This window comes from Motilimonas sp. E26 (assembly GCF_021278025.1).
In the GTDB taxonomy this organism is placed as follows: domain Bacteria; phylum Pseudomonadota; class Gammaproteobacteria; order Enterobacterales; family CBDFNC01; genus Motilimonas.
In genome coordinates this window covers 241,301-261,897 of record NZ_JAIBHJ010000004.1, presented here as the reverse complement: position 1 = coordinate 261,897, position 20,597 = coordinate 241,301, and the positions used below count along the sequence as shown (strand labels likewise).

Below are 20,597 nucleotides of genomic sequence, written 5' to 3'. Positions count from 1 at the left end.
TTCTGCTAGAATCACGCCCGTTTTTCCCCAGAGAATAAATTAATATGACAGACAATAGTCAAACTAAAGTAATCGTTGGTATGTCCGGCGGTGTCGATTCTTCCGTATCTGCGTATTTATTGCTTCAACAAGGCTATCAAGTTGAAGGCTTGTTTATGAAAAACTGGGAAGAAGACGACAACGAAGAATACTGCGCGGCAGCCGAAGATTTAAAAGATGCTCAAGCCGTTTGTGACAAACTTGGCATTCCATTGCACACTATCAACTTTGCGGCCGAGTATTGGGATAATGTATTTGAGCATTTTCTTGAAGAATACAAAGCAGGTCGAACCCCTAATCCAGATATTCTTTGCAATAAAGAAATCAAATTCAAAGCATTCCTTGAGTTTACCAGTGAAGAACTTGGCGCCGACTACATCGCCATGGGACACTATGTACAAAACCGTTGTGTTGATGGCCAATGGCAAATGCTGCGAGGCCTAGACGACAACAAAGATCAAAGCTATTTTCTCTACACCTTAAGTGCAGAGCAAGTCGGCAAAACTTTATTCCCTGTTGGTAATATTGAAAAACCGCAAGTGCGTAAAATTGCCGAAGAGCAAGGTTTAGTCACTCATAACAAAAAAGACAGCACCGGCATTTGCTTTATTGGTGAGCGTAAATTTACCGATTTTTTACAACAATATTTACCCGCACAGCCCGGTAACATCGAAACCACTGAAGGCGACGTAATCGGCCAGCATCAAGGGCTGATGTATCACACCTTAGGTCAACGTAAAGGCTTGCATATTGGCGGGTTACAAGAGGGTAACGGTGAACCTTGGTATGTAGTTGAAAAAGATTTGGTACGTAATGTACTCGTCGTCGGCCAAGGTGCAAACCACCCAGCCCTGTTCTCTTATGGTTTTGACGCCACTCAAGTACATTGGGTTAATCGAACTCCCCTTGCAGCGCCTTTACGCTGCACCGTAAAAACACGTTATCGTCAACATGACGTGCCTTGCGTCGTCACGCAAACAGGTCCTGATAGCTTGTCTGTTACTTTTGATGAGCCAGAGAAAGCAGTGACACCTGGGCAATCAGCCGTATTTTATTTGGACGAAGTCTGCCTTGGCGGCGCCGTCATCGATCACCAATACCGTGAGAAACCGACTTCAAATGAGTAAAGAATTATACGATCGCACCATCGCCTTTGCTGGTATTTGGCAAGCAGCTTCTTTGGTAGAAGAAATCGCCCGTACTGGTAACTGCAACCAAGAGCAATTAAGCCACACCTTAAATGCGTTACTAGTGACTAACCCAGATTCAACATTAGGGGTATACGGTGAACTGGCTAACCTAAAGCGGGGCTTTAACGTATTAGTTGAGCAGCTTGAAAACCAAACAGATCCTAAAAATATTGCCATCACCCGCTACGTGATCGGCTTACTTGCGCTGGAGAAAAAACTCGCCAAACGCAATGATGCCATGAATGTGCTGGCCGAACGGATCACTCAGGTGAAGCGCCAAACTGCCCACTTTGAGCTGGTTGACGAACAAATATTAGGTAACCTCGCCGATATCTACAGCGATGTGATCAGCCCGCTAGGGCCACGCATTCAAGTGCAAGGCAATCCTGACCAGTTAAAGCAAACTCGGGTGCAACAAACCATCCGCGCCTTATTGCTATCGGGTATTCGTGCCAGCGTACTGTGGCGACAAGTAGGTGGTAAGCGCCGACACATTATTTTTTCGCGTAAAAAAATGATCGAGCAAGCCAAAATCAATTTGGCGCGAATTTAACAATCAATAACAACTCAGTCAGCTGAGCTGGCTGTCATAATCAAGTCAGCTCAGCTGACATATGCAAACAGGAGTAAGCAATGGAACTTTCAGCACTAACGGCTGTGTCTCCGGTCGATGGCCGTTACGGCAGTAAAACTGCACTTTTACGTTCAATTTTTAGTGAATTTGGACTCATTAAATACCGAGTGCAGGTAGAAGTTCGCTGGTTACAAAAATTAGCCGCTACCACAGGGATCGCAGAGGTACCAGCATTTAGCGCTGATGCCAATGCTATTTTAGACGCCATTGTTGCTAACTTCTCAGAACAAGACGCACAACGCGTTAAAACCATTGAAGCGAGCACCAATCACGACGTCAAAGCGGTTGAGTACTTCTTAAAAGAAAAAGTAGCGCAAAATGCTGAACTTGATGCGGTTTCTGAGTTTATCCACTTTGCTTGTACTTCTGAAGACATTAACAACACTTCGCACGGCTTAATGCTGACAGAAGCACGTAATGAAGTGGTATTGCCCTACTGTGATAAAATCGTTGCCGCTATCCGCGGCCTAGCGAAAACATACCGCGATACGCCCATGCTATCTCGTACTCACGGTCAGCCTGCTTCTCCCACTACGTTAGGTAAAGAGATGGCTAACGTAGTGGCTCGTTTAGAGCGCCAAGTAAAACAAATTAAAGCGGTTGAATTTTTAGGTAAAACTAACGGCGCGGTAGGTAACTATAACGCCCACCTAAGCGCTTACCCTGAAGTCAACTGGGAACAGTTTGCCGAAGAGTTTGTTACTGGCCTAGGGCTAACTTTCAACCCTTATACCACGCAGATTGAACCACACGATTACATCGCAGAATTCTTCGATGCCATTGCGCGCTTTAACACTATCCTACTTGATTTTGACCGCGACATTTGGGGTTACATCTGCCTAGGCCACTTCAAGCAAAAAACTATCGCGGGTGAAATTGGCTCATCAACCATGCCACACAAAGTTAACCCTATCGACTTTGAAAACTCGGAAGGTAACTTAGGCCTAGCCAATGCCATCTTTGATCACCTTGCAGCGAAACTTCCGGTTTCTCGCTGGCAACGTGACCTGACCGACTCAACGGTATTGCGTAACTTAGGTGTAGCGATTGGTTACTCTGTGATTGCGTACGAAGCAAGCTTGAAAGGCATCAGCAAGTTAGAAGCCAACGAGCAGAATATGGCTGACGACCTAAACGGCAACTGGGAAGTATTGGCTGAGCCAATTCAAACCGTTATGCGTCGTTACGGTATTGAAAAGCCATACGAGAAGCTAAAAGAGCTCACGCGTGGTAAACGTGTCAACGCACAAGGCATCGCTGAGTTTATTGATACACTAGAATTACCTGAGTCAGTAAAAGCTGAACTTAAGCTATTAACGCCTGCGAATTACATCGGTATCGCGGTGAAATTAACAGACGATCTTTAAGCGACTTAATCGCACTATTAATAAGCCGCAACTAGTCTTCTAGGCGCGGCTTTTTTGTCTCTACAATCTAAAGAGCTTACTCGTATGACCATGCAATTACAGCTGGATATTAATCACTTCTTATCTACCTATTGGCAACGCAAGCCGTTGTTTATCAAACAAGGCATTGCCAATTTTAGTGATCTGATCAGTCCCGAAGAAATGGCAGGACTGGCCATGGAAGAAGAAGTGCAATCTCGCATGGTAATGCGCAAAGATGGTAAGTGGCAGGCCCAGTGTGGTCCTTTTACCGATTTTAGTCCGCTGGAAAATAATGGCGCAACGTTACTCAATCAAGCCGTTAACCATTGGCATCCACCTTGTGGCGACTTGGTTGAACTGTTCCAATTTATTCCCAATTGGCGTTTTGATGATTTGATGATCAGCTACTCAACGCCAGAAGGTGGCGTAGGCCCCCATATCGACCAATACTGCGTTTTCATTATTCAAGGCCAAGGTAAGCGCCATTGGCGTGTTGGTGAAAAACAAGATCTAGAAGAGTTTACGTCCGACCAAGCCCTTAAGCATTGCGGCCCATTTCAAGCCTGTATCGACGTGGTGATGGAGCCTGGTGATATTCTCTATATTCCACCCGGCTGTCCTCATGAAGGCTACGCAATTGAAAGCTCACTTAATTACTCCGTGGGTTTTCGCGCCCCGGACCAAAAAGAGCTACTCAACGATTTTACCGACCACTTATTGCAGCAAGATCGCAGTTACACCCGTTACAGTGATCCAGAGCTAAGGGCAGAGCAAAATTACGGGGAAATAAACGCCCATGAAACTAATAAGCTCACGGCGCTATTAAGTGATTTAGTTAATCAACCCGATGTCATCTTGCCTTTTTTTGGCCAGCACTTTTCCAGCTCCAATCATGAATTGGACATCTTACCGCTGTCAGAACAAGAGCAGTGGGATCAGGTTAGCTTAATTGAAGCCTTAGCAGCAGGTGAAATTGCAGAAAAAGTGGCGGGACTAAAGTTTATCTACCTGACACAGCTGCCGAACAGCGTATTTGTCAACGGGTTACAATATCAGGTCGATAGTAACGTTTGGTCTGATTATCAAAGCTTATGCCAAGCTGGTTGTAACCAAATAGCCATGTTAAAGATCTTACAAAGCAAATACTACCAACCTTTGCTCAGCTGGTTTAACTTAGGTTATTTTTTCATTGACGGTTAACCTCGCTAAAATTTACCGCCGAATACGAAAAGCACCAGAGTAAGATTAATCACTCTGGTGCGTAGCTACGTTAACTCCTTTTAAATCATTAACCTCCACTCTAGTTCAACCTTTATCGCTGAATCGAGATTATGTTGTCCCAAAAATTCCGTTAGCTAAATAATTTGGGTTACTTATCAACTAAGCGGCAATCTCAAGGTTACCCTGTATATTACTTATGATAGTTGGCCAAATTTCAACGAGATCAGCAAAAGCATTAATATCCGACAACACCTTATTGATCATACTTTGCTGACTTTGCTTAATAAACAAAGCGGTTTGAGTAAATTCATCACCCAACGGCTCGTAAGCTGCGATAATCAGATCTAATTTTTGTTTTAGCTCATAACTCAACGTGGGCTGCACGGCTTTAATGGCTTGTAACAGCACCTCATTTGCGGGAGCTGCTCCCCCATTAACATTTAATACCAACTGCCCTGATTGCTTTAGATACGCAAACAAAGCATGATTAAAGCTCATATAAAGTAAATAATTAACGAGCCTTAGTTGGTAAATAACCCGACCAGAGACAGTACGCCGCTCAGGTGTATAAAAATTGTCTATATGTCGATTATGTTGCACAAACGTCAGTTTTTCATACTTCATCAATTGCAAGTAAAAATAATCTGCACCGATGGTTTCACTGCAATTAGGCAAAGGTATCAAGCGGTAAATATCTGTAAAACAAATATTACACATGTCAATGTTAACGGCCTGCCCTTGCACCAATTCAACCTTGTCTTTCTCAAAAGCGGTGGCCTTACTGCTAAAAGCATTCTGTACCAATAACTGTTTTTGTTGTTGGCTAAATTGCAGCGGACACATTAAACCTAAAACATCGTAAAAAGCTGATTCACTCCGTTCCAATAGTGGCTCAACATCAACCGAACGTTCGCCCACAAATGAGGCACCACTTATATATATTGGCTGCTCAGGCAGATGTTGTGCCGATAAAGATTGCTCTACTCGCCAGCTACTTTCTAATACATCCAGCTTAGCGAAGGCGATTTCATGCTCAATCGGAAAGACTTCTTCGCCCTCTTTTGTCTGATAACCACTGTCAGAGTCTCGTCGATGGACACTATCGCAACCGTAGCTTTCAGCAAAGATAAATAGCCGATTAGTTGCCGCACCATAAGACGCATCCCGCGGTAAAAGCTGCTGTACAATCTTTTCACCATTGCTCAAATGCCGGGTCACATTGTGGAGAATGGTAAATTGTTGCTCACGGTCTAAATGTATTAATTTCACCCCCGGCACAGTCAGCGTCTGTTGACGCAAAACCGCTTGCTTATTGATGACCAAAGCATCATCCGCCGCCGTATCTGCAATTAATAATATCACTTCAACACCACACCGATGCACAGCAAAATTGGCTTCCCTCACGATAGCCTCAATTCCTTCGGCACATGCCCTGTTTGTCGGCATAGCTAAACAAATCCGTCTTTTGTTGATCATGCTGACTCCGTTTCCTTTTTAACCATAAGCGTTTCAGGAGTGCGCCCACCTTTTGATTTTTCTTCAAGTAACGCGTTAACATCAACCAGTGATTCTCCTGTTTGCCAAGATGTTTTACCCAGTAGTTTTTCACCCAGAGGTGTAAGGCTAGCTTGCCCGTAACGCTCTTTCTCATGCTTGACGGGATCGCCCACTAAGGACTCATTCCAAGTGGGCGTATTGTTCGTTGCCCATGAATAAACGCGCTCATTAATCAAATCTTGGTGCTCCTCAATGGCTGGCATCATCGCCATATACTGAATCGCTCGCATTTCATTTTCAGTAAAGTTTGCTGCAATGCCATGCGCTAATAACCCATTAAAAATTAACAAATCTCCAGCCTCAAGTTGCGGCACAATAATTTTATGATGGGCACTTAACTCAGGAATAATAGGACTACGATCTTCCGGTTGCGTCTTTACCCATTCATCGTATTCCTTGAATAAACTCGGAATGCACTGAAAACCGCCTTGTTTAGGGCTTGAATCATTAATGGCCAGCACGCCTTGGATCCGTAATGGCATAGGATTTTCAGTGGTATTGATATCCCAATGTATGAACGGGTTAATTTTGCGATTGCGAATATTAGGTGGATTCATATTCACTCGGTCTAAACTCACCCACAACTCATCCGTATCCCACACATCAACAAATGCATCATACACGCGTTGATTCTGACGGTTATCCCAAAGTAATTGATGATGATATGCCTCCATTAATCCAATCGCATGAGTTTCACTTTGGCGTACGGTTTTAAAATCCGGTAATTGATACCATGTATCAGGATCCGTTTTACTGTACCCCAGAAAATCAAAACTAAAATCTAAGGTGGCTAAAGCAGCATCACGACTGATCGCTTGCTTAATGACCACGTAACCGTTTTCTTGCCAAAAGGCCCAATCCTCTTCCGACAACACCCGAAGCGGTAATTTTTTCTCCATGGTATGGAATTTTACTGGGCCATAATATGACTCGGCATCGGCACTGGTGTAAGGAATATGGCCTAAGGTACGGTATTGTTTACTCATTATTTGGTCCTTTTTGTACAGGTTTTATCTTAGTTAGAGAATGTTTGGACGTAGCCAACCACTGAAGGCAATATTGCTCAGTTATCGTTGTGCTACGTTGGGTTATACCGCTCTTAACGGCTGTATTACTTGACGACGGGACTAAGTTGGGGGCTTAGCTCTATATAGGAACCCTGTCATATCATGCAGCCTCAACAGTGGCGGTGGAAATATTTGTATCGCTTTCATCGCTAATAAGGTTGCGCATCCATAATCGGCTGCTAATACGGTAGACAGAGCCCATTATCTTGACGATTTCTTCGACAAAAATAGCGGCAAACACCCATAGCAAAGAGGCTTCAAAATAAAATGCCAGCATCAAAACAGTGGGGATACCAATGACCCATTGCGCAATCACATCTTGATAGAGACAAAATGTGTTATCACCACCCGAGCGCAGTACCCCTATAATCATAGTGATAGGCAAGCTACGGATAATGATACCGATGGCTAAGATAGGATACAGTTGATGAGCAACACTGATGGTTGCAGCACTAAGCCCTTCAAAACTACCTATAACTAAGTCTGCACTCGCGAGCATGATAGCAGCAGTTACCACCGCACAAGCCGCACTAAAAGTCACTGCTAACCAAGAGTGGCGATATGTGTTTTCGGTTTTTCCTGAGCCAAGCTCATTACCTAGCAACACAGCAGTCGCAGACGCATTACTGATTAATAATGAAATAGCAATAGACTCGATTGGACTCATCAGCGTAAAGATAGCCAGCGCCTCGGTACTCATTCGACCAAAAATAATACTATAAGTGAACAGACCTCCTGCGTACGCCACCATATTTAAGGCAATAGGCACAGATAATCTCATCAGTCTAGATACTTCGCCTTGAGGCAAATTTTTCAGCGCTGTCAATGAGAATGCTACCGCGTAGCGACGCCAATAGGTGTATGCAATCAAGCATAACAACTCGAAAAATGCACTTAGCAATGTTGCCCAAGCAGCGCCTTCAATCCCCATCGCTTCAACACCGAAATGACCAAATATTAAAACGTAGTTCAGACCTATATTCAGCAATAAGCCTAAGACACTAAAAGTAGTACTAATATTAGCCTTATGTATCGATCTCAAGCCTGCTGCAAAACTAGATACCACACCAATCACAATTAACTGGGCGGCCGTTATTTTTAAATATATGGCGCCCTGCTCAATGACTTCCGGTGCGGAGCTGGCTAAGCTGACCACCCATTCAGGAAAATAGTAAAACACGCCAAATAACGGCATTGCCACTAGTAAAGAAGCCCATGTGGTAAGCGCCATGGTGCGCGTAAAGCCGGAGTGATCTTGCTTCCCCCAGTATTGCGCCAATAGCACACCACCACCAGAAGCGACGGCATATAGCACAAACGTAGCAATAAAAAATGCACGCGTTGCAACTCCGATGCCTGCTAGGCTGGCCTCACTGAGCTGCCCTAACATTAAAACATCGGCTAACCCTTTCGATGAAAACATGATGGACTGTAAGGTTAGCGGCAATGAGATCACCAATAATGCCTTAATAAAATGTCGATCTCCCGCCTTAAACATCACAGGTCTCCTTGAGTATTGATTGGTTAAAATTAAGTAGTGAAATTAGGTCATCCGCAAAAAAATCCAGTAGCCGTTGCATATCAAATGTACTGTAGTTTTTGCTAAAGGAGAGTGTGAGCACTAATTGTTGGTCACGATGCCAAACCCTAACAAATGCAGGAATATTTGCCGCTATAGGACCATCTGGTTGCCCTGTCGACTCTGGCGCGCGCACAAATTGGTCTTGCCGTTGCGAAGATTGACGAGGAATATAGTTAAGCTCTAATTGATGCTGCGTCTTTTGCTTGAAAGACGCACGCTCAGCATGTTGAGCAAGCAGTAAGCTTGGTAAACTTTCTTTGCCTTGAATAAGTTTAAAGGCGCGCTTCACTGTAGCGATCTGCTGTTCAATATGCTCAGCTTGACTAAAATCAAGCAACACGTTGACATACTGACTAACCCAACCAACGGTACGGGCTAAATCCACGCCCATTTCTTGATTAAATTGACGACCATGATGCGTTAAATTCAAGCTCAAGGCTTGGTGCTGACTCCATCGACAGTAAGCAGACGTTAAAGCACAACTTAACATTTCTATATTTGTCGCCGAGTTGCGACTAGTCTGATTCGCTAAAGATTCAAACATCTTGCTGCTTTTATCTGGCAACGCGACTTCAATACTTTTAATGTCAGTTGTAGCTTGTTCCGGTACCGTTTTACGGTACGGATCAGGCTGCGATAAGTGCCAGTTTTGCTCAAGGTACTGTTGCATAAATAATAACGTGTCAGGACTGTGTAACATTTGCTGTTGTAACTTAGCTAAGGTATTAACCGATGTTGTTTGCGTACCTAAATGAGGGGGCTGCTGTGCTTTTATCTGCTCCAATACTGTCTTAAGGTCTTGCGCTAATACTTGCCAACCAAAATAATCAATGAGCAAATGATGTGCGAGCATAAATAAGCGGTTTTCAAACCCCGCTGGTGTTCGAATAAAACTCACTCTAAACAAACATTGTCCTAGCTCGAGACTGGGCTGCATTTGATTGCAATGTGACGTAATTGCTTCTGCTAACTCATCTTTTGACCATTGCTTTTGTTGCCAATCATGCTGCTGCCAATATTCAGCCATTTGTGCAACGTTGACATATCGCTTGCTCCAACCGTTTTCATGACGATACCAATTTGCACGTAATTCAGGATGATGACAGACCAGAAAATCAACCGCAGCGTGTATCTCTTCCGCACTGTAATGGTTTGGCATTACAAACAAATATGGCGCATTCCAGTAATTTAAATCCGCACGTTGAAAGAACCACCAATTATTGGACAGCAGTACCGCTTCTTCCTGCTCTAATGATTGCTTAGCGCTAAAGGGCAGCGCTGCCTTAGTTCCCCTCTCCTGCCCTATAGAAGGAATATGTTTAATGAAATCCAGTAAGTTAGGATGCTCCTGAAGAAAATCAAGTGAAACGGTAAGCTGATGCTTTTTCAGCTCGTGCAGTAAAATAATGGCCGACAAGGAGTCGCCTCCGACGCTGTAAAAATCGTCGGTTAGCGCTAACCCAGGATGCTCAAGCACCTGCTCCCAGCATTTTTTTATTAGCTGTCCTTGGCGGGTTAGCGGCACCTGTTCATCCACAACTTTATATGGAGCTGGTAATTCGTTTTTATCAACTTTACCATTGGTATTGAGCGGCAAATGAGCGAGTTGAGTAAAGGTGGTTGGCAACATATAGTCAGGTAATTGTTGCGCTAACTGCATTTTTATTTCTGCGTCTGAGATAATTTTGTCATTAGTAGGAACCCAATAAGCGTCCAACCTATTGTCACCACGCTGCAAAGGCGTCGCCACAACAGCAACATGCGCAACCCCTTCAATCTGAGCCATCTGAGCTTCGATTTCGCCTAGCTCAATGCGATAACCACGGATCTTAACTTGGTAGTCGTTGCGCCCTTTAAATTTTATCCACCCCTGCTCAGTTGCAACGACTAGATCACCGGTGCGATAAAAACGTGCTGGACCACTTTGAGTTTGAAAATAAGCAAATTTTTCTTCGGTCAGTACCGGTTGATTCAAATAACCTTGTGCTAAGCAATCCCCCATGATCACCAATTCACCCTTGGCTCCCAGCGGTACTGGTCGGTTATGCTTATCAACCACCAACATGCTACATCCTGTTAATAAACCGCCAATTGGCGCAACTTTATCAACATCTAATAAACGTTTATTAAGCTGTAGCGCACTGACCCAAACTGTCGCTTCTGTTGGCCCATACATATTCCATAACTGGGCACCTCGATTTAGTAACCAGCAACCTAATTGGCTGTCCAAGGCTTCGCCACCAGACAACATGATTAAGTCGGACTTTCCTTGCCAATCATGTAGCTGCATCATTTTCCAGGTGGAGGGAGTCGCTTGCATTAAGCTGACATTTTGCTGAGAGATCAGCGCAACAAGTTGTTCCGGGTGACTGGCGCAAGCGGTATTGGCTAACACAACACTCCCGCCAGAAATAAGCGGCAAAAACAACTCTAATACCGCAATATCGAAACTAATGGTTGTCAGTGCCAACACTCGATTGAGAGCCGAGCCTGAAAATATTTGCCGACATGCCAACAGAAAATTAGACATGGCTCGATGACTAATACTGACCCCTTTTGGCTGGCCAGTCGTCCCCGATGTAAAAATGGTGTAAGCCAATTCATGATAACTAGGTTCAAAACTCGTAACAAATTCAGGCGCCACTGCTAATTTTAACGTTTTATTGGCACCTGATAGTCCGCTTGTATCGAAGGTATCATCGATGATTAAAAGTGATGCTTGTGAGACTTTGAGAATATTATTGACTCGGTCTTGGGGTAAATTATCTGCTAGCGGTATGTATTGCACCCCAGCCTTCCAACAAGCCAGTAAGGATGCAACTAACAGCGGCGTTCTTGCTAACATTACTGCGACGCTCAGCTCTCCGACATCCAGACGTGCTTGTATTTTTATTGCTAAAGCATTAGACCACTGATCAAGCTCTTGATAACTGAGCTGCTGTTGGTCGAAGCACAATGCCACCTGCTCAGGTGCTAAAGCAACTTGTTCACTAAATAAGTCTAGTGCTTTAGGTAACAACGCAAATGAAGAGCGTGCTTTTATCGCGCCCTCTATTGCATCGTCAGCAACCAGAGACAACTGCGAGAGCGGTCTTTGCTCTATCAGCATTTGGTGTAATACATTTTGATACTCGCGCATCAATTTGTTAACAAACCGCTCGGATAAACCACCACGACTAGCAATAGTTAAATGAATATCGCCTTGCGCGCTATAAATAAAATCAAAAGTAAAATCAGTCGGATAAATGGATTGACTCGGTATACTAGCATCAGAGAAGTGAAAACAAACATCAAACATCTCCCCCTGAATTTGGTCACACAAGTATTGATAGCCAGGAAAAGCAACGTCACTATGCTGCTGCAGAGCGACCTCTAATCTGGCTATTTCAGAGGCCCTGTCATTCTCTTGCAACTCAAAGCTAAAAGGCAACAACTGCTTATTTTGATCCATTTCAGAGGGGCTGGTTAGATATAAGGTAGTAGGATGAGTGCAGCCTTGATAAGTAGCGACCACCTTTAAATGTGCTAGTAAGCAAAGGGTTCGAATTTGCTCAGCTGGCCAGTCCGGAGCTTTTAATAATAAGCGAGACTTATGTAATGCTCCTTGACCGCTTTGTCTATCAAATGAAGTGGAAAAAGTTTGCTGTTTTAGCCAACGTTGCCAGTAATCTTGAACTGCTACTTTACATTGCGCTAATGCTTCTTGCTTGATCCTTGCTTTCAATGTTCGAGCAGTAAGAATGGCATTAGAAGAAATATAGGATTGGGCGATATCAGCCAAGATCTGTTGTGCATCAAGGGCTGTCATCAATACCGGTGAATAACTCAATACGAGTTGCCAATGCCGAGTTGAAATTGGATAAGCGTATACTTCCCATAACTGAGAATGATGATGATCAAAGTGGTTAGCAGGGTAAACCTGCCACTTCGGTGTTTCCGACACACAAACTAACTTAGTCCGCAATATCTCTTGGCTATAAACAACGTGCTTCACTGCATTATTTAACCTGTCTTGGCTAAACACACCATCAAACTGACGCACAGCTTCGGCCATTTTCACATCGGGATCAGCTTTATAGAGCAAGCGTTGTAGATCACTAAAAGGGTAAACCGACTCTACCCAAGGGTCATTAGATAACATAATAAAGATACTCATATTGAACACATGAGCTTTATAACCAAGCTTCAATCAATGTGTAAATGTCTTTTATTAACAAATACATATAATGAGTACAAGCTCAAAAAAAGCATATTACAGTCAAATATAGCAAGGGCATTCCACCCTTTGATAGGTACAACCTTGACTCCCGTACAAGCAAAAAAGAGAATATCACTATAAAAATTTACTTTAGCAAAACCATCTTCCTCTCAATCTAATTATTGCAGCAATATTAACTATTTATTTCTTATCCAATAACTATATTGACATTAACAAGATGACTCATTGTTAACGTTTAATGATCTGAAAACCGCGCCAATAACTAACCTAAAATGAAGCAATATGACGCAGCCTGAGGCTTTCTGCTTTAGCGGTGAGTGATGAAATAATGCAGGGCTGGAATCGCAATATAAATACAAAGGGCTAAAGGAAATTTAGGCATCAGAAATATTAACGGTGCCAAGATTTGGCTGGTGCTATCAAAGTTTAGCTTCAGCCCCTTAAATCAACAGGGATTAGACGACTTTTAACGAAAAAAGGTAAGTAACCTCAGTTTTGCTTAAGCCAATTACAAGCGGATACAATATATTTTACTGCAAAATTTCGTTTTCAAGGATGAAAATGCAAAGCGTATAGGGATATTTTTACCGCGTTTTTGCAGGAAAAACATGTTGTTTACTTATCCAGAACTCGGGTTAAGTCATTAGGAAGAAAAAGCCGCCAGCATGCGGCAATTAAGTAATTGAAAGTAATAATAAATAGCTTTAGGTATTTAGTGCAAAAATGATAGCGATTGGTTTGTTACTGAGCAAAACACCAGTTGCTGAATCACAAAAAGGCTGCAGCTATGCAGCTAATTGTCTTCTATACTGAGTTGTTTTTCTTCTGCCTCAAGCTGAGCAGCATAAATCTCGTCTAAAATCGACTCTACATTAGCCGCATGCTCTGGTGCGACAAACTCACCAGTTAACTCCGTATCGGGTGATAAATCGCCCACTTCATACAACGCCCACATTTCTTTAGCGTATTGAGTAGTCAACAGCTCAGGAGCATACTGGCCGTAATAAGCGCGCATATTATTAACATCACGCTCAAACATCCATTTCGCATTGTTATTAGCAGCAGCATTCACGGCTTGGGGTAAATCAATGATCACCGGGCCGTAGTCATCCACCAACACGTTAAACTCCGACAAGTCGCCGTGCACTATGCCAATACACAGCATTCGTTGAATATAGTTAATCATCACTTGGTGGTCTTCAATCGCCTGCTCAGCTGACATACTGACATCATTAAGCCTTGAAGCCACAGTGCCATCTTCTTCTGTCACTAGCTCCATAATAAGCACACCATCAAAACAACCGTAAGGCTGCGGTACACGCACGCCTGCCCGCTCTAACGCGTATAAGGCATCGACTTCGGCATTTTGCCAAATTTTTTCTTGTTCATTACGACCAAAATTCGAACCTTTTTCCATCGCGCGAGCTCGACGACTATTACGCACTTTGCGCCCTTCTCGGTATTGTACCGCTTGTTTAAAGCTCCGCTTCGCTGCCTCTTTGTAAACCTTAGCGCAGCGAATTTCATCACCGCAACGAACGACGTAAACGGCCGCTTCTTTGCCACTCATCAATTGGCTTATCACCTCGTCAACAATGCCGTCTTCTACTAAAGACAAAATTTGCGCAGGTACCTTCATATAACGTTTTGACCCTCGGTTGTGATCCCTGATAATTCTAATAAAAGAGATAAAAATGCGTCACTTGAGCCCAATAATGCCGACTCTTCCATAGTGTGATAGCCCATTGTTGGGACTTGTAAAGTAGTGCCTTGAACAAAACCATTTGATGCCGCCGTGATCCGACCTAATTCAGTGCTGCCTAATGACGCAGGCTCCCTTCCCTCGGCCAAAGCAATTTTGTTTTGCGCTTCAATATAGGCATCTTTATAAGCATAGGTTATGCCGTTATTGAGACACATTTGCTCTAATTGATTCGTTAACGCTTCATTAAAGCTTGCATTAGCATCGCGGCGACGCAATACCACTTGCTGCGCTTCTAAACTTGCACGATCAGGAAACGGGCTGGTATCCACTACGATTAGCTTATCCGTCGCCCCATTAAAGCGGCGAAACCATTCTAATAAATAGCGCCAACTGCTGCCCGATTCTTCTTCCGCGGTAAAAAAGGCTGTGCCTTGGAAACCTAAACCAAATAAATGCACTAATGCCGCTGCTGTCATCACATTATCTAGTTGCCCCGTGAGTAAGCCATCTTGCATTTTTAAGCTATCGGTAAACGCCACTGGCGTGCCTGCCACTAAATGCTCTAACCCTTCCACTTCAAAAATAAGGTTATTGCGAAATTCACAAATGTAAGCATTTTTGATCATGCCTGCGCCACGATATGAACCAGACCAAGGCTCATAAGCGGTTAGCGGTACGTTACGAAATCGATCCACTATCTTGGTCATTAACTTTTCAGAGACTGAATTACCGAGCAAGTCAGAACGGTGACCAGTGACGAATGCCGCGTATTGAAACTCATTTGGACCCGTGCAAATTAAGCCATGACGGTCAATATGCGCCGAAAACATGGCGCTATCTGGCTGGTTACCTTGAGCGACCAGCAGGCCTTCATACCAAGTCACTTTGGCGCCACGCTCTTCCAACTCACGCTGAAGCACTCGGAAAAATGAATGTTCAGCTCCAACAACACTTGGTTGGCGGATCAAAACGCGCAATAAATCGATAAAATTTTGGTGTTTATTCAATGTTAGCTTCCAAGCTTGGCTCTCATCATTTGGGCACAATAAATCCATTTTATCTTTCATGCCATGCATATTTAGTAAATCAGGTGAATAATTTAGCGCAGACTAACAAATAATCATTCATTAACTAGAACGTTACAAGTCATGTCCTTAGTTGAAAAAACCAAATAAGTAGGATTATTCAGATAACGAGATTAAAATGAGATATACAGTTGGTTGAAAATTAAATTATAGACTTAACAACTACCCACCAAACAAAAGCAAGAATATAAAACCAAAAACATAGAATAATAATTGGTTTAAATTCACTCTTCCATATGCATATAAATGTTGTTAAATTGAAAAAAACTCAAAAATACCGCTTTCTTATACACATATATTAGATTTTTATGTCGCAAATATGTGATCAAACAGCTTTACATATTATTCAGTAAGCTCTAATTTAGCCCACCATAATGCTAAATTAATTCACTATAGTTATAGCCTATATTAAAAACAAAGGACTTAGGATTGAGTCAGAGTAAGCATATGTCACTACTTGAAGTGCAGCACCTTCAAATCGAATATCCCTCACGTCATGGCGTGATGGTAGCGGTCAAAGACCTTTCTTTATCCGTTGAAGCAGGAGAAATTGTTGGCATTGTTGGCGAGTCTGGTGCGGGCAAGTCAACCATCGGCAACGCGGTGATCGATCTGCTTAGCCCACCAGGTGTCATTGCCAACGGCGATGTTTTTCTCAATGGTGAAAAAATTTCCGGTCTCACTCGCGAGCAAATGCGCGCGGTACGAGGCTCAAAAATCGGTTTTATTTTTCAAGATCCGATGACCTCGCTGAATACCTTGTTCACTATTGAACAACAAATGATCGAAACAGTGTTAGCCAATGAAAAAGTAACCCGTGAAGAAGCTTACCAGCGTTCGATTGACATGCTTAATGCCGTTGGCATTCCCAAGCCTGAACTGCGCATTAAACAATATCCACATCAATTTTCCGGCGGTATGCGCCAACGTGTGGTGATCGCCATTGCCTTAATTTGTAATCCACAATTAATCATTGCCGATGAGCCAACCACGGCGCTGGATGTTTCGATTCAAGATCAAATCCTGCAATTGATTAAAACCCTGTGTAAAGAGCGTCAAGTCGGCTGCATGCTAGTCACACATGATATGGGCGTTGTATCGAGTGTGACAGATAAAGTGGCCGTGATGTATCGCGGTGAGCTAGTCGAAATGGGCACCACTAGCCAAGTATTAGGCGCGCCTGAGCATGAATACACTAAAAGCCTAATTTCTGCAGTGCCACGCAGTGATATCAAATTGGTTCGCTTTCCATTGGTTAATTACATCGAAGAAGCAGAAGAATTGCACCAGCTCGATATAGCGAATCATTGGTTGGGGCAATCTCAAGACCAAAAAGAATATCAAGGCCCTCTGCTCAAAGTGGAAAACGTCAACTTACGCTTTACCACCAAAGACTCCATTTTTGCCAGTCGTCGTGAATATGTGCAAGCCTCCAACAATGTGTCATTTGAAATTTTTGAGGGAGAAACGTTCGGCTTAGTGGGTGAAAGTGGCAGTGGTAAATCGACTATCGCGCGCGCCATCGCCGGTTTATATGCGCCGCAAAGTGGCAAAATAACTTTTGAAGGCGTTGATCTTACCGCACTAAAAAATGAGCAAGCGCGCCGACCAATTCGCCGTCAAATGCAAATGGTGTTTCAAAACCCATACACCTCCATGAACCCAAGAATGAAGGTAGCTGACATTATTGCTGAGCCGATTCGCTTTCACAAACTGGCCGAAAATAATCAACAAGTCGAGCAAATCGTGGCCGACCTACTCGATCATGTTGGATTGGGCCGTAAATCAGGCATTAAATACCCACATGAATTTTCCGGTGGTCAGCGCCAGCGTATTTCCATCGCCAGAGCCCTAGCCACAAGACCACGATTCTTAATTTGTGATGAGCCCACGTCAGCGTTAGATGTGTCAGTGCAAGCGCAAATATTAAATTTATTGAAAGACTTACAAGATGAATTAAACCTCACTATGCTGTTTATTAGTCACGATTTACCGGTGATCAGACAAATGTGCGATCGCGTGGGTGTGATGCGACACGGCTGCTTAGTTGAGGTGGGTGACAGCGAACAAATTTTTACTTCACCACAAGATGAATACAGTAAAAACTTAATTTCGCTAATGCCATCGTTTGAGAACTTGAGTAAAGCACACTTACAAATTGCATCATCTTAACTAGACCATTAAGTAGCACAACCAAGTCGCAACATAGCGATAGAACAACAATAAACCTAAATTTAAATGCAAAACAACAACATTGGAGCGTATAAATGAAATACGGATTGACAAAAATTGCAGGAGCCCTGCTTGCGGCCGGTTTCGCTTTAAATGCACAAGCTGCAGACATCACCATTGCTTACGCATCAGACCCTATCTCAATGGATATTCATGAACAACTATCTGGGGGCATGATGCAATTCTCGCACATGAGTTTTGACCCTCTGGTACGTTGGACTCAAGATCTGCAATTTGAATCTCGCTTAGCCGAAAAATGGGAGCGTATTGACCCATTAACCATGCGCTTCCATCTGCGCAAAGGCGTTAAATTTCACTCTGGTAACGACTTCACCGCCAAAGATATTGCGTGGACCTTAGACCGCCTTAAAAGCAGTACCGACTACAAAGGCCTATTTGAAGTATTTGGTTCAGCGAAAATTGTCGATGACTACACCATCGACTTAGTCACCACTAAGCCCTACCCGCTACTGCTTCCGATGGCGACTTATATTTTTGCCATGGATTCAAAATTTTATACCGGCGTTGACGAAAACAATAAAGACAAAGCCGCGGTAATAAAATTTGGTAACACTTTCGCCTCTGGCCATTTATCTGGCACCGGACCATTTGTGGTAAAAAGCCGAGAGCAAGGCATCAAGTGGGAGTTTGAGCGCTTTGACGGCTATTGGGATAAGCAATCACCAGGCAACGTAGACAAGCTAACATTAGTGGCGATTAAAGAAGATGCGACTCGCGTAGCAGCCCTGCTATCGAGTGATGTCGACATGATTTCACCGGTGGCGCCAAACGATCACCAGCGCGTCAAAGATGCTAAAAACCTTGAGCTGGTTACCCTACCAGGTACCCGTATCATCACGTTTCAGATGAACCAAAAAAGTAACCCTGCGTTGCAAGATGTGCGAGTACGCCAGGCTATCGTCCATGCCATTAACAATAAAGGCATCGCGAAAAAAATCATGAAAGACTTTGCGACTGTCGCATCACAGCAAAGTCCTGCCGGCTACTTAGGGCATGTACCTGAACTTGAAGTACGCTACGACTTAAAACGCGCTAAAGCACTAATGAAAGAAGCAGGCTATGAGAAAGGCTTTAAACTCTCAATGATCGCGCCAAGTGATCGTTACATCAACGATGCCAAAATTGCTCAAGCGGCGGCGTCTATGCTAGCAAAAATCGGTATTAAGGTTGACTTGAAGACCATGCCAAAAGCGCAATATTGGCCAGAGTTTGATAAATGTGCCGCTGACATGCTAATGATAGGCTGGCACGCAGATACCGAAGACAGCGCTAACTTCACCGAGTTTTTAACCATGACCCGCGATGAAAAAACCGGCATGGGTCAATACAACTGTGGTTACTACTCAAACCCAGCTGTTGACAAACTGGTGAACGATGCCAACGTAGAAACCGACACCGAAAAACGTGCTGCCATGCTTAAGCAAGTTGAAACCACCTTGTATAACGACGCTGCGTTTGTACCCTTACATTGGCAAAACTTATCATGGGGCGCGAACAAAAAGCTCGATATGAAGCCGGTAATTAACGTGATGGAGTTTCCTTACTTAGGTGACCTTGTGGTCGCAGAATAAGCCAGCTGTGCGCTGAGTATATTTTTCACTCGTGCCGACATTAAAACTCAAGAGGGGGCACTGCCTCCTCTTTTCTCTTTTCCTTCTTTAAAGCTGTTAGGAAGTAATATGTTTACCTTTTTACTGAAAAGGTTAGTGCAAGCGACCATAGTGATGCTCGTCATCAGTCTAGTGGCCTTTGCTGTCAAAGATAACCTAGGCGATCCATTACGAGAGCTGACCGGGCAATCTGTTTCAGAAGCCGAGCGCCAAGCAATGCGCACCGAAATGGGCTTGAACGACCCGTTTGCGGTGCAATACAAACGTTTTTTGATTAACGCGGTACAAGGCGATTTTGGTACCTCTTATACCTTTAACCGCCCAGCCCTAGAGGTCATATTAGACCGGTTAGTGGCCACGTTGGAGCTGGTGTTTGCCGCTACCTTAATTATTATCTGCCTCTCCATTCCCCTTGGCATATATTGCGCGATTAATCCAAAAAACTGGTTTAGTAAGTTAATTATGGCCGTTTCGAGTATCGGTATTTCCATCCCAGTGTTTTTGACCGCAATTTTACTGATGTATGTATTTTCTATTGAGCTAGGCTGGTTACCCGCTTATGGTCGCGGAGAAACGGCTAATTGGCTCGGTTGGGAGTCTGGCTTTTTTACCTTAGACGGTTTATCCCATCTTATTTTACCGGCCTTTGCTTTGGCTTCTATTATGCTGCCATTGTTTATTCGCTTAGTGCGCAGTGAAATGATTGAGCAATTAAGCTCAGAATACGTCAAATTTGCCTACGCTAAAGGCTTGCCGCAGCGCCGTGTTTGGTATGTGCATGCGCTAAAAAATACCCTATTACCCCTACTCACCGTGGGCGGCGTACAAATTGGTACTATGGTGGCCTATACCATTTTAACGGAAAAAGTATTCCAATGGCCGGGCACAGGGTTCTTGTTTTTAGACTCGATTCAACGCACCGATACCCCAGTGATCACCGCTTACGTGATTGTGGTCGGGCTTATTTTTGTTATCACCAATACCATTGTTGATTTGCTTTACGGCTTGATCAACCCAACGGTTAACTTAACGGCTAAGGGATAAATT

Annotated in this window: 13 protein-coding genes; 7 read left to right on the top strand and 6 right to left on the bottom strand. The window is 43.7% G+C overall.

Going from position 1 to position 20,597, the window contains the following annotated elements:
* Window positions 1–44 precede the first annotated feature (44 nt).
* The 4 genes from mnmA (at window position 45) to K1M91_RS05520 (ending at window position 4,451) form a co-directional block, all read left to right on the top strand.
* Window positions 45–1,166: a tRNA 2-thiouridine(34) synthase MnmA gene (gene mnmA / locus K1M91_RS05535; protein WP_232800554.1), complete on the top strand. Its 1,122-nt coding sequence runs from the start codon at window positions 45–47 to the stop codon at window positions 1,164–1,166.
* Complete coding sequence (hflD, locus tag K1M91_RS05530) at window positions 1,159–1,782, top strand: high frequency lysogenization protein HflD (RefSeq protein ID WP_232800553.1); 624 nt, start codon at window positions 1,159–1,161, stop codon at window positions 1,780–1,782. The genes mnmA and hflD overlap by 8 nt, the downstream gene beginning before the upstream one ends.
* 80 nt (window positions 1,783–1,862) lie before the next feature.
* Window positions 1,863–3,230 carry an adenylosuccinate lyase gene (purB, locus tag K1M91_RS05525; protein WP_232800552.1) on the top strand — a complete coding sequence of 456 codons (1,368 nt, stop codon included), beginning with the start codon at window positions 1,863–1,865 and terminating at the stop codon, window positions 3,228–3,230.
* Window positions 3,231–3,284: 54 nt separating this feature from the next.
* The gene (locus K1M91_RS05520; protein WP_232800551.1) at window positions 3,285–4,451 is read left to right on the top strand and encodes a cupin domain-containing protein; all 1,167 of its coding nucleotides are present in this window, start codon (window positions 3,285–3,287) and stop codon (window positions 4,449–4,451) included.
* Window positions 4,452–4,631: 180 nt separating this feature from the next.
* Here the strand turns inward: K1M91_RS05520 and K1M91_RS05515 are convergent, their stop codons facing one another.
* The 6 genes from K1M91_RS05515 to K1M91_RS05490 all read right to left on the bottom strand — a co-directional run bounded on the left by K1M91_RS05515 (window position 4,632) and on the right by K1M91_RS05490 (window position 15,669).
* Window positions 4,632–5,948 (bottom strand): DUF6271 family protein, encoded by a 1,317-nt coding sequence (locus K1M91_RS05515; RefSeq protein ID WP_232800550.1) that lies wholly within the window; start codon window positions 5,946–5,948, stop codon window positions 4,632–4,634.
* Window positions 5,945–7,015, bottom strand: a complete 1,071-nt coding sequence (locus K1M91_RS05510; protein ID WP_232800549.1) for a phytanoyl-CoA dioxygenase family protein — start codon at window positions 7,013–7,015, stop codon at window positions 5,945–5,947. Before K1M91_RS05510 ends, K1M91_RS05515 begins: the two co-directional genes overlap by 4 nt.
* Window positions 7,016–7,196: 181 nt before the next feature.
* Window positions 7,197–8,594, bottom strand: a complete 1,398-nt coding sequence (locus tag K1M91_RS05505) for an MATE family efflux transporter (protein WP_232800548.1) — start codon at window positions 8,592–8,594, stop codon at window positions 7,197–7,199.
* Window positions 8,587–12,834: a non-ribosomal peptide synthetase gene (locus K1M91_RS05500; RefSeq protein WP_232800547.1), complete on the bottom strand. Its 4,248-nt coding sequence runs from the start codon at window positions 12,832–12,834 to the stop codon at window positions 8,587–8,589. Before K1M91_RS05500 ends, K1M91_RS05505 begins: the two co-directional genes overlap by 8 nt.
* 856 nt (window positions 12,835–13,690) lie before the next feature.
* Window positions 13,691–14,536 carry a PA4780 family RIO1-like protein kinase gene (locus tag K1M91_RS05495; protein WP_232800546.1) on the bottom strand — a complete coding sequence of 282 codons (846 nt, stop codon included), beginning with the start codon at window positions 14,534–14,536 and terminating at the stop codon, window positions 13,691–13,693.
* The gene (locus tag K1M91_RS05490; protein WP_232800545.1) at window positions 14,533–15,669 is read right to left on the bottom strand and encodes a peptidase M42; all 1,137 of its coding nucleotides are present in this window, start codon (window positions 15,667–15,669) and stop codon (window positions 14,533–14,535) included. Before K1M91_RS05490 ends, K1M91_RS05495 begins: the two co-directional genes overlap by 4 nt.
* Before the next feature lie 465 nt (window positions 15,670–16,134).
* On the opposite strand from K1M91_RS05490, the gene K1M91_RS05485 reads away from it, so the two are divergent.
* The 3 genes from K1M91_RS05485 to K1M91_RS05475 all read left to right on the top strand — a co-directional run bounded on the left by K1M91_RS05485 (window position 16,135) and on the right by K1M91_RS05475 (window position 20,594).
* Window positions 16,135–17,859, top strand: a complete 1,725-nt coding sequence (locus tag K1M91_RS05485; RefSeq protein ID WP_348983261.1) for an ABC transporter ATP-binding protein — start codon at window positions 16,135–16,137, stop codon at window positions 17,857–17,859.
* Window positions 17,860–17,954: 95 nt separating this feature from the next.
* Entirely contained in the window at window positions 17,955–19,511 is a 1,557-nt protein-coding gene (locus K1M91_RS05480) for an ABC transporter substrate-binding protein (protein WP_232800543.1), read from the top strand.
* Between the two features lie 108 nt (window positions 19,512–19,619).
* Window positions 19,620–20,594, top strand: a complete 975-nt coding sequence (locus tag K1M91_RS05475; RefSeq protein ID WP_232800542.1) for an ABC transporter permease — start codon at window positions 19,620–19,622, stop codon at window positions 20,592–20,594.
* Window positions 20,595–20,597: the final 3 nt, after the last annotated feature.

Bases quoted from the DNA above. Each gene is read 5' to 3' on its own strand.
- purB (WP_232800552.1), top strand. From the start codon at position 1,863: ATGGAACTTTCAGCACTAACGGCTGTGTCTCCGGTCGATGGCCGTTAC.
- K1M91_RS05515 (WP_232800550.1), bottom strand. From the start codon at position 5,948: ATGATCAACAAAAGACGGATTTGTTTAGCTATGCCGACAAACAGGGCA.
- K1M91_RS05510 (WP_232800549.1), bottom strand. From the start codon at position 7,015: ATGAGTAAACAATACCGTACCTTAGGCCATATTCCTTACACCAGTGCC.
- K1M91_RS05490 (WP_232800545.1), bottom strand. From the start codon at position 15,669: ATGAAAGATAAAATGGATTTATTGTGCCCAAATGATGAGAGCCAAGCT.
- K1M91_RS05480 (WP_232800543.1), top strand. From the start codon at position 17,955: ATGAAATACGGATTGACAAAAATTGCAGGAGCCCTGCTTGCGGCCGGT.
- mnmA (WP_232800554.1), top strand. From the start codon at position 45: ATGACAGACAATAGTCAAACTAAAGTAATCGTTGGTATGTCCGGCGGT.
- K1M91_RS05505 (WP_232800548.1), bottom strand. From the start codon at position 8,594: ATGTTTAAGGCGGGAGATCGACATTTTATTAAGGCATTATTGGTGATC.
- K1M91_RS05475 (WP_232800542.1), top strand. From the start codon at position 19,620: ATGTTTACCTTTTTACTGAAAAGGTTAGTGCAAGCGACCATAGTGATG.
- hflD (WP_232800553.1), top strand. From the start codon at position 1,159: ATGAGTAAAGAATTATACGATCGCACCATCGCCTTTGCTGGTATTTGG.
- K1M91_RS05500 (WP_232800547.1), bottom strand. From the start codon at position 12,834: ATGAGTATCTTTATTATGTTATCTAATGACCCTTGGGTAGAGTCGGTT.
- K1M91_RS05485 (WP_348983261.1), top strand. From the start codon at position 16,135: ATGTCACTACTTGAAGTGCAGCACCTTCAAATCGAATATCCCTCACGT.
- K1M91_RS05495 (WP_232800546.1), bottom strand. From the start codon at position 14,536: ATGAAGGTACCTGCGCAAATTTTGTCTTTAGTAGAAGACGGCATTGTT.